The 2,398-nt window shown below is 33.9% G+C and carries 2 protein-coding genes and 1 pseudogene; all 3 read left to right on the top strand.

From position 1 onward, the window contains the following. A pseudogene (locus DW965_RS18500) lies at positions 1–485 on the top strand (zinc ribbon domain-containing protein); the annotation flags it as partial. A gap of 199 nt (positions 486–684) precedes the next feature. Further along, positions 685–1,662, top strand: coding sequence for a glycosyltransferase family 2 protein (locus DW965_RS18495; RefSeq protein ID WP_117509384.1), 978 nt, complete (start codon positions 685–687; stop codon positions 1,660–1,662). Further along, positions 1,659–2,390 carry a glycosyltransferase family 2 protein gene (locus DW965_RS18490; protein WP_119198669.1) on the top strand — a complete coding sequence of 244 codons (732 nt, stop codon included), beginning with the start codon at positions 1,659–1,661 and terminating at the stop codon, positions 2,388–2,390. Before DW965_RS18495 ends, DW965_RS18490 begins: the two co-directional genes overlap by 4 nt. Positions 2,391–2,398 lie beyond the last annotated feature (8 nt).

The following is a 2,398-nucleotide window of genomic DNA, read 5'->3' as shown; positions in this document are numbered from 1 at the left end:
GCACCGGATATTTCCGCTGTACCAAACGGACGGAAAACAAAGGCTGTCCGGGCTGCGGGAAAATCCGCAAAGAAGAATTTGAGCAATTCATTTTCTCGGCCATGCAGGAAAAGTTCAAAGACTTTCAGATACTCCACGGCAGAGAGGAAAAAGTCAATCCGAAACTGACCGCCTATCAAGTGGAGCTGGCACAGGTGGAGTCAGAAATTGAAAAGCTGCTGGATACGCTAACCGGAGCCAATGCGACCTTGCTTGCCTACGCCAACAAAAAAATTGAAGAACTGGACACCCGACGCCAGACTATTTCAAAGGCAATCGCCGAATTGAGCATTGAAACCATATCTCCCCAGCAGATAAAGAAGTTATCCTATTATCTCGATAACTGGGACAGCATAGATTTTGACGACAAAAGAAAAGCCGCCGATGGTTTGATCTCTACGATCAAGGCCACCAGCGACCGTGTTCAGATAGAGTGGAAAATCTGACATTTCCGCTCTATCGCCCCTCATTTCTATTTTATCTTGTTTGTACCCCTTGTACACCGATGTTTAGGAATATGTTTAAACAGTTGAAAATTGGCAAATTGTGTGTTCCTAAAAAACAAAAACTATTAACATTTTGTTATTCGCATCCTGTTTTGCTACCGTTGATATCTTTTTATTTTGAAAAGAGGTATAGAGTGTAATGAAAACACAGCTTTCTGTAATAGTACCAGTTTATAACACAGAACGGTTTTTAAGAAGGTGTATTGAAAGTATTTTAAACCAGAATGTGGAAAAATGTGAATTGATTTTAATTAATGATGGAAGTACGGATTCTTCTGGAAAGATCTGTGACGAATATGCAAAAGAAAATCAATGTATAAGCGTAATTCACCGGAAAAATCAAGGGGTTGGAAAAGCTCGAAATAACGGTGTTTTAGCATCAAGTGGGAAATATATTACTTTTGTAGATAGTGATGATTATTTACCAGATGATCCTACTATATACAGTAAAGCAATTTCAATTTTAGAAAACCATGATGTTGATATAGTAACGTGGCTTTGGCAATTTCAGAATGAAGAGGGAAAATTGACAATAGATCCACATAAAATCCCAACATTTTTTTGTGGAAAAAAATCCATGTTAGAATTTGCAAAAGGGTTGTATTATGGTAGCTATGCAAATGGATTGGTTGTTGGAGTTTGTAATAAGCTGTATAAAAGAGATTATATAAAAAACATTCCATTTGAGGGACGGATATATGAGGACGATGATTGGATGAGCCAGGTGCTAGCTAAAACAGGAAAAATTTTTTGTGAAAAGAAATTCTGGTATATATATGTTCAAAATAATACTTCGCTGACGCATCAAAAATTTCAAGAGCAGAATTTGGTAATGTTGGATATTGTGAAAAGACGAATGTGCTTATTTAAACAAGATAGTTTTATTTGTAGGGAATCGATGAAACTATTTCTGAATTTATATATAGAATTTTGGTTTCGTGCAAAGGAATCGAAAATACAGCCCTATCATGACAGTCAAACATATATACAATTTATGCGAACATTGATGAGGGGAAATGGACTTTGTCTTAAAGATTTTATACGTTACAGTATATTTTATGTTTCACCCAATTTATATCAAATATTAATTTTTAAAATGAGAAAAAGAAAACTATGAAAATTAGTGTTGTTATTCCCGTATATAATAAAGAAAAATATATGGATGATTTATTTCAATGCTTGCTTAGCCAAACATTTGAAGAGTTTGAATGTATTTTAATAGATGATGGATCTACGGATGCATCAGGGGAAATTTGTGATAAAGTTGCTTGTATTGATAAAAGATTTGAAGTAATTCATATTCCAAATAGTGGCGTATCTCATGCGAGAAATGTTGGGATTGATGCCTCGTGTGGAGAATATATTACATTTATTGATGCAGATGACCGCATACCAAATAACTATTTGGAAATTTTGTATGAAACTATTATTGAGAGCGGTGTAGATCTTTCAATATGCACGATTACAAAAATATGGCACTCAGGAAAAAAAAAGAAAATACAATTACCTGGAAGTGGCACTTTTGATATAAGTGAATTGCTTTTGAATTTTGCGGATTATCAAAAAAAAACAGGTATTTATGGATATTGTTGTGGAAAGATAATCTTAAAAGAATTAGTTGGGAATATCCGATTTGATGAAAGAATTAAATTGGCGGAGGATTTTGATTTTTTTCTGAAATTATATCCTAAAGTGAGCAAAATTTGCTTTAATGATAAAACAGAATATTTTTATCTTCAGGAATCAGAGAATTCATCAGCTATGGTTAAGGATAGTGAAATTGACTATAGAACACAGCTGTTTATTAATATTCGCTATAAACATTTTCTTTTCAAGAGTTTATAGCGGAAGTA

This window comes from Blautia sp. AM47-4 (genome assembly GCF_003479865.1).
GTDB lineage: Bacteria > Bacillota > Clostridia > Lachnospirales > Lachnospiraceae > Fusicatenibacter > Fusicatenibacter saccharivorans.
The sequence above is the reverse complement of the archived record's forward strand: the minus strand, read 5'-3'. Positions and strand labels throughout refer to the sequence as shown.

Excerpts from the sequence above, each read along its gene's own strand:
- DW965_RS18495 (WP_117509384.1), top strand. The coding sequence starts at position 685 with ATGAAAACACAGCTTTCTGTAATAGTACCAGTTTATAACACAGAACGG.
- DW965_RS18490 (WP_119198669.1), top strand. The coding sequence starts at position 1,659 with ATGAAAATTAGTGTTGTTATTCCCGTATATAATAAAGAAAAATATATG.